This window comes from Desulforhopalus vacuolatus (genome assembly GCF_016918505.1).
In the GTDB taxonomy this organism is placed as follows: Bacteria; Desulfobacterota; Desulfobulbia; order Desulfobulbales; family Desulfocapsaceae; genus Desulforhopalus; species Desulforhopalus vacuolatus.
Window position 1 is genome coordinate 1 of the sequence record NZ_JAFFPZ010000056.1, and the last position, 6643, is coordinate 6643.

Sequence of the window (6643 nt, forward strand, 5' to 3'; positions counted from 1 at the left end):
GAATAAAGCGTAAATCACTCATCTTAGTATAGAGTTAAAATGAAGATCATCTCTTGCTTGACAACATCTTGAATGTTTGACGTTTTTTTTTAAAAAAATATTTTTTTTGCAAGGTGCGAAATATAAGTGTCAGGTATGACATTTGGAGAATAACGTGTCGAAAGGAAAGCATATAGGTGACATCAAAAATGGGGTTGCACCACTGTCCCATGATGGGACCATTTCAGTTTGATCGGTATACCCACTTCTTATTTTTGAAATCATAAGAGTACGTATCAAAGACTATCCATGTTGCAGGGTAAAATAATGCCGGTTGAGATTCATTAATGAAATAGTAGTGAATCTGAAATTTATTATCGGTTCCTGTTTTAACTCCTGCATATTCAAGTGTTTTAGGATATTTTCCATTCTTTATATAAAACGCTTCAACTGTATTAGAAATAGATTTTGCATAATGCAATGTAGTTTTGTGTAAGTAGACATGATGAGCAAGAATAATTGCACAAGAAATAGACCATAAAACAATTTGGATAAATATTTGCTTTTGATCTTTTTTCTTAACAAAAACAGTAAATAGTTTTTTTATTGTTGAAGGTACAAGAAATAAAAGCCAAAAACCGAGCATAAAACCACCATGCATAGGGAAAGTAAACAACAACATTACTATACACAATATTACTGTCCGAATAATTGGTTTATTTATAGGTTTCAATTTTTATTTATTTACATCACTAGTTTTAAAAATATAACACCCGCATTTGCGGTTTATTTGGAGTGTAGCGAAAAACCAGTTCGACAACATGCGCTTATTAGGAGTTGCCAATTTCAGCATTCCACGTCACCACCATTAAGCCATTTAAACCATGATTGGATCCGGATGAGTCGAGAGATTCACGTCCGGTTTTGAGAGAGCCTGAAAGGGAAGTACCTTTTGACTACTTCTCAAATATTTTCAATGATGTTCGGGGATTGTTCGACTCATATTTGACTCCCTTTTTCCTCTTATAAATCAGCTGAATCAATGCGATTTATAAAGCTTGATTTTCGGCTATGGTCTTCCCGAAGAACCATCAGTTTTGATTTGAAAAAACTGGTCAAATTATTCTTTTTGGCAAGATCCTTCAAATCAATCAGAAGTCTAACCGCTTCATCATACTCCCTGGGCTTTTTTGTCAAAACAAGGGAATCTACTTTTTTCCAGATTTCATTTTCCCTTCCGGCCAGATCGTTTAAATATTTTTCTCTTGCGGCAGCTGCGTCTTTTTCTTTGCGTGCTTTTTCATTTGCTTTCTGTTCAGCGATATGCCGCTTCTTTTCTTTAGTACATGCCTCTGCTTTTTGGCGCAGTTTCATTACAGTGCGCGGCGTCTTTTCGTCATTTTTAACACCTTTTATTAATTGCACCTTTCGAAACCTTTGCAATAGTACGTTTCCTATATGAGGATCGTTATCATTGATCATTCGAAAGATAATATTATCTTTTTCGCTATTGGGCAGCCCACCTATCCAAATTTTTAATTGTTGATCGTTTTGAATCGATTTTTGATCTGCAATGCTATTTTCAGCAGCTACCTGGATAAGATCCTTATCGAGCTGTATAAAATCTGCGAAACTTTCAAGGGAAGCGTTTAAATTTCCAAGATTTGCAGGAACAGGCGGTTCCTCTTCATCGTCTTCGATTTCATTCATCTGCGCACAAAAGAGCCAGGCAAGATACAAGCATCGATAATCCCCACGGATAAGATCGGAACGTAATGAAATCAATGGTGACATATATCCCTCACCTTCTTCCCAATCATAATTTTCGATTTCAGAGGTAAAATCAAAGATCAGGTAATCTCCCTTTTTATATATAGTCCAACTGTCTCCGATGCAATATTGACTTACCAGATCGAAATCAATCAGTTTTCGTGGAATCTTCAGCATAAGTTGATGGGTTCCCCAATTGGTGACATATAAAAAGGCATCAAAATATTTTTCCACCAACTTCAATGGATCACCTTTGAAGTCACCATAGTTGTATTCATTGACAAAACTTGTGGATGTGATCTGTGCCCTGGAAGATATATCTCGAAGTTCTTCCTGATCATTTTCAGATAAAGGTCTGTCTATGGCCTGAAATTCATAATACTGGTATTCACTCATATTTGTTCCTTATAATTGATAAAGAGAATATTCCAAGGCTTTCGCCCAAGTCGTTTAGCAGACTTGAATGGGCTTCTAAAAGGAGAGAGTGAAGTCCGTCATCTGAAAACATTTCAAAAGAACTATAGTTGCTCCGCATTTTTAAATGCCCACACTCGCGGTTAGCTAAGCGACTACAGGGTGGGGGGAGCGCAGAGACCGGAACCCTTTTACGTCTAGGTTCAGCGCCGGGTTAGTCTGCCGTTATTTACAGATGCCTGTTCATTCTCTGTTTGCAAACCAGACACGATAATCCTGAATATGCCGGGAATTATCTGATACTTCGTCAGCAGCAGCGAGATCAGCCAGCGGAAAATAGTATTTCCTGCGCCCTGCTTTACATGAAACAATAACGCCATAAAGATCATCGACCGTTTCTATACCGGAGACTCTAAGCCTGTCGCCCTGTCTGAAAGGGCTTTTGCTTTGATATTCATCAACAACACTTTCAAAAGGGAATTTCAGGTTTTGCTTCAGATATTTTTCCCAGACTTCCATCATTTCCCATTCGTCATTACTTTTAGCAGAATTGATGACTGCCTGAATCCTTTTCCCCTCTCCTCCTATTTCCAGCCATTCAAAATGACCTTCAAGTTCGTTTCTGATTTCATCTGTATATTTTTCAGAGTCACGCGGTTTTACCTGCTCGACATCGGAATCAGGCAGATACATGACAGTCCAGTCCAGCCCGTCCGTTTTACTTTTCTCAATATAGCGCTCCGGCATCTCTTTAAAGGTGAGACTGTCCCAGGCTATGCCTATTGTTATTTCCCCATTTTCATCTTCGCTTACGTCAATTATTCTTCCCTGCCACCCGCTTAAATCAAATTCTGGGTCATCAGGACACAGAACCCCTTTTTTTACTTTCACGCTCTGACCTTTTTTCAAATTCATAACGACCTCACTGAAACTATTTATGCGATATTGTTATATTTATAGGCTCACAGTGTTTTATTTGACCAGCACTTCAACCAGCGAGTGAAGCAAGGTTTCCCCGCGCTTGCCGACATTATGAATAAACTCGAGGAAACCAGGAGAGAAAGGGATCTTCTCTTGTGAGATCCCTCGGGAGGGGCGGTCAGTGCTGGCCGTTCCTATTCCGATAGATTTCCCTTTTTGACATTAACACCTCAACGGCTATGTGAGGGGCCTTCTTCCCGGCAACCTCTACGGTCCGCAATTGCTCAATATTGAAAAGAGGCTCAAACAACTCACGCAGTTCATGCTCGGATGAAAAATAGAGTGATGTTCCAAGAGGGGTCTTCCTTAACTTACCTCCTCCGCCGAAACCTGGTGGATCCTCTTCACTGAAACAAAGTGAGTAGTACTTGCCGCCCGAACGTAGCATTCGGTGGACATTACCAGCATAGCACTCTCTATTTTCGGGAAAGATGTGATGGAGGACTTCCCAGTCAAATGCGAAATCAAAGGCATTATCCAGATCTTCAATTGCCTCCACCATGTTTATTGCCTTGAACCGGCATTCGACACCTTTCTGTACTGCAAGACTTGATGCCAGCTCAATTGCATTGGAAGAGAGGTCCAAGCCTGTCATTCTAAACCCTTGTGATGCCATCCATATCGCGTAATTTCCAGCTCCACATCCCAAATCGACGGCATCAGATGGAGAAGAAACCCAGTTCGATTCTACGAGGTTCTTGAGAGCAACAGGTGGGCTCTCGATATTCCAGGGAATTTCATCGAGAGAGAGTTTACTGTAGATTGAGTCCATCTGCTTCTTGAGTGACATTCAGCACCTTAGATGAAGGGAAAATATTTTGAATAAAGCTATGAGCTTAAAATGCATATCTTCTTTTGACCCAATAGTGCCAATCGTCAATAACCTCTCTGGTCTTATCATCAATATCAAGTCCTTCTATCTGAGACAGAGGTACAGCCAATTTTCGGTTATTCCATTTGATATCTATAAATATTTCCCTTTCACATTCCTCCGCTGGAGATATTTCCAGAACTTCCACCTCATCATTTAAGTCTAAAGGTGATTTTCTTCTTATCTCTGTACATCTTGCTTTGAATGGAAACTCGCATTCATCTGAAACATAATAATACCAACCCATTGCTCTTTCTTCACTATTATATGCGTCAACAACGACTTTCATATCAATGCGATATTCACGATCATCATCTTTTTCAATTTTAGCCATATTTCTTATTTCCTACTCTGAAGTTTAGAGTTTCATAAAAGCTCAGCTGACCTCTTGTGATTCCTCTTGAACGACTGGTTAAATAACCTTAAGGAAGTGTTAAACAATGAAAAAAAAGAAAAATACTAAATTAACACTTTGCCTTTTTTCAACCACCATAGATAGAATAAAAACATCAACCAAATTATGAATGAGAATATTGAGGAGATCTTAAATTCCATGAAATAATTGCTGGTTTCTTCAGAAAATAATCTTATTAAAGTTGGGAGATAAGATATAATCAAAGAGGTGATAAAAATGTAAAATGTTTGTGATTTTAATTTGAATAAATACATTCCACCCACAAAATTAAATACCATTACAGTGAAGGAAATAAACATTTCAAATGTACTAAAACTAGCGAATGTTTCAGGATTTTTTATCATTGCTATTAAAGCAATGATAAAAGTCACTGGAATCCCAATAAGAAAACAAGAAGAGATTATCCGAACGAGTACAAGATGTTTATTTTGTTTCATAGATTTTTTCCTCATGCGACCTGTTAACCAACCTTACCAACAAGACAGAGTAACAATTTAAAATATTTTGTTTGATATTGAAAGCATTGTTTGCGCAATTTTCTAAAAATAAAGAATAAGAAGAAGAACAACAGGGCCAGGTCTTGAAAGATCACTTTTTAACTCTCTTACTAACAGTGGTATAATAGTGGTGTAATGGATTTTCAAGTGTTCTGCAACTACCTTTAACGTATATCCGTAGCTAAATGAGCGCTTTTGATTTGCTCATTGCGCAATGTTTCATTTTGGTGAATTTCAGGCGGGAAAATATTTTTCAAGGAAGGTCTCCCGGCAAACCTCTGGGCACGGGGGATCTCGCCGATTTCTTTTGCTTCACATATTCGGCTTTGGATATCCGATATAAAGTCCGCACCGCCGAATATTACTTGACCGACCAATTCCTTCCATGGACTCTCATCCATTATCTCCTCGCCAGCTGCAACAAACTTCCTCTATCCTTTACGGGCGACATCCCTTTGATTCGCAAACTGTCCCAGTACCCAATCCACTGTCTAAGAGTCAAGGTGGTGAGCATCACGGAAAAGGCAGGACAAAGATCCTGTCAGGTATTGAGGAGCGCTGGATGAGTACAATAAGTGCAACAGCGTGATATGAAAAAGAGTGAGCTGCCAGTATAGTTACGTCACGACAACTTAACCGGAGGTTACCATGCACAGATGTACAAGTCCTTGCTACCAACAGATCACTCTTTTAGAAAGGTACCAGATCAGTGCATTTCTTCAAATAGGAAGATTTCAGACTGATATTGCTGATACGTTGAATCGTTCTAAGAATACGATTTCACATGAAATTAATCGCAACTCTTTTGAAGGGATCTATGATCCCTGTGTTGCTCATGTCATCGCGATGACCAGACGAAAATCTGCTGAGAAGGCCACAAAACAAAACCCTGAAGTATTGCAGATTGTACGAAAATGACTCCGACTGGGGTGGTCCCCAGAGTCTATAAGCTATCGATTTTCTGTTGAATTACCTCTGGAAGAACATGTTTGCCATACAACGATTTATGACTGGATTTATAAAGATCGGCAAAAGGGAGGAAAACTCCACACTTATCTACCGCAGTATGGCAAAAGTCGGTGGAAAGGGGGTAAACGTAAACGAGCCGGGGTTTCTCTTATCCTGACCGTGTAGACATTTCAGAACGTCCTCCGATAGTGAATGAGAGGAAGCAACTTGGGGACTGGGAAGGAGATACCGTTTATGGACAGAATGCATCCCTTGTTACTCTTGTGGAGCGTACCAGTCGTTTCACGCTTTGTGGCCGAACACAGACAATCCTAAAGGGTTAATAGTAATAATTACAAACACTTACATGGTTTTACGCCGGGAATAGCTGAAAGCAACGACTATTTATTATTGTAACTACTCACCCCCCCTCGAAAAATTAATAAATAAAAAAAAGCTTGACAGGTTTTTCAAGGGCAAAAAAATAAATTTGAGACCCATTGAAAAATGATCGATGTGAGCCTGCCAGCGCTACCATACATGATAGCTGAAAGACAAATGCACCCGAATGGTTACAAGGAGACGTTTTCGTTCAGTACAAGGCATCTCTGGAGGTCGAAAAAAGCTGTGGTATAGTATAGCTATGGCAACGATGAACAAGATAAGTGTACGCGAAGAAGTTGCTCGCGTAAAACAAGAGTTCGAACAACTCTGCTCTGCTGGCAAGGTAACGCCGGAGGTCAAAATTGTGATGAACAGCTTGCTGGT

General features: G+C 39.4%; 7 protein-coding genes. 1 reads left to right on the forward strand and 6 read right to left on the reverse strand.

Annotated features, from left to right (window positions below; genetic code table 11):
* Positions 1 to 223: 223 nt before the first annotated feature.
* The 6 genes from JWG39_RS15605 to JWG39_RS15630 form a co-directional block, all read right to left on the reverse strand.
* A complete protein-coding gene (locus tag JWG39_RS15605) occupies positions 224 to 661 on the reverse strand; it encodes a hypothetical protein (RefSeq protein WP_205220372.1) in 438 nt (145 codons plus the stop codon).
* 341 nt (positions 662 to 1002) lie between these two features.
* On the reverse strand, positions 1003 to 2145 hold the full coding sequence (locus JWG39_RS15610) for a hypothetical protein (protein ID WP_205220373.1): 1143 nt from the start codon (positions 2143 to 2145) through the stop codon (positions 1003 to 1005).
* A 261-nt stretch (positions 2146 to 2406) separates the two neighbouring features.
* Positions 2407 to 3078 (reverse strand): calcium-binding protein, encoded by a 672-nt coding sequence (locus JWG39_RS15615; protein ID WP_205220374.1) that lies wholly within the window; start codon positions 3076 to 3078, stop codon positions 2407 to 2409.
* A gap of 184 nt (positions 3079 to 3262) precedes the next feature.
* The gene (locus JWG39_RS15620; protein WP_205220375.1) at positions 3263 to 3934 is read right to left on the reverse strand and encodes a class I SAM-dependent methyltransferase; all 672 of its coding nucleotides are present in this window, start codon (positions 3932 to 3934) and stop codon (positions 3263 to 3265) included.
* Positions 3935 to 3980: 46 nt separating this feature from the next.
* Positions 3981 to 4349, reverse strand: coding sequence for a calcium-binding protein (locus JWG39_RS15625; RefSeq protein ID WP_205220376.1), 369 nt, complete (start codon positions 4347 to 4349; stop codon positions 3981 to 3983).
* A 742-nt stretch (positions 4350 to 5091) separates the two neighbouring features.
* Complete coding sequence (locus JWG39_RS15630) at positions 5092 to 5328, reverse strand: hypothetical protein (RefSeq protein ID WP_205220377.1); 237 nt, start codon at positions 5326 to 5328, stop codon at positions 5092 to 5094.
* A 247-nt stretch (positions 5329 to 5575) separates the two neighbouring features.
* Here JWG39_RS15630 and JWG39_RS15635 point away from each other — a divergent pair, with 247 nt between their 5' ends.
* Positions 5576 to 5845: a helix-turn-helix domain-containing protein gene (locus tag JWG39_RS15635; protein WP_205220378.1), complete on the forward strand. Its 270-nt coding sequence runs from the start codon at positions 5576 to 5578 to the stop codon at positions 5843 to 5845.
* The last annotated feature ends 798 nt before the right edge of the window (positions 5846 to 6643 follow it).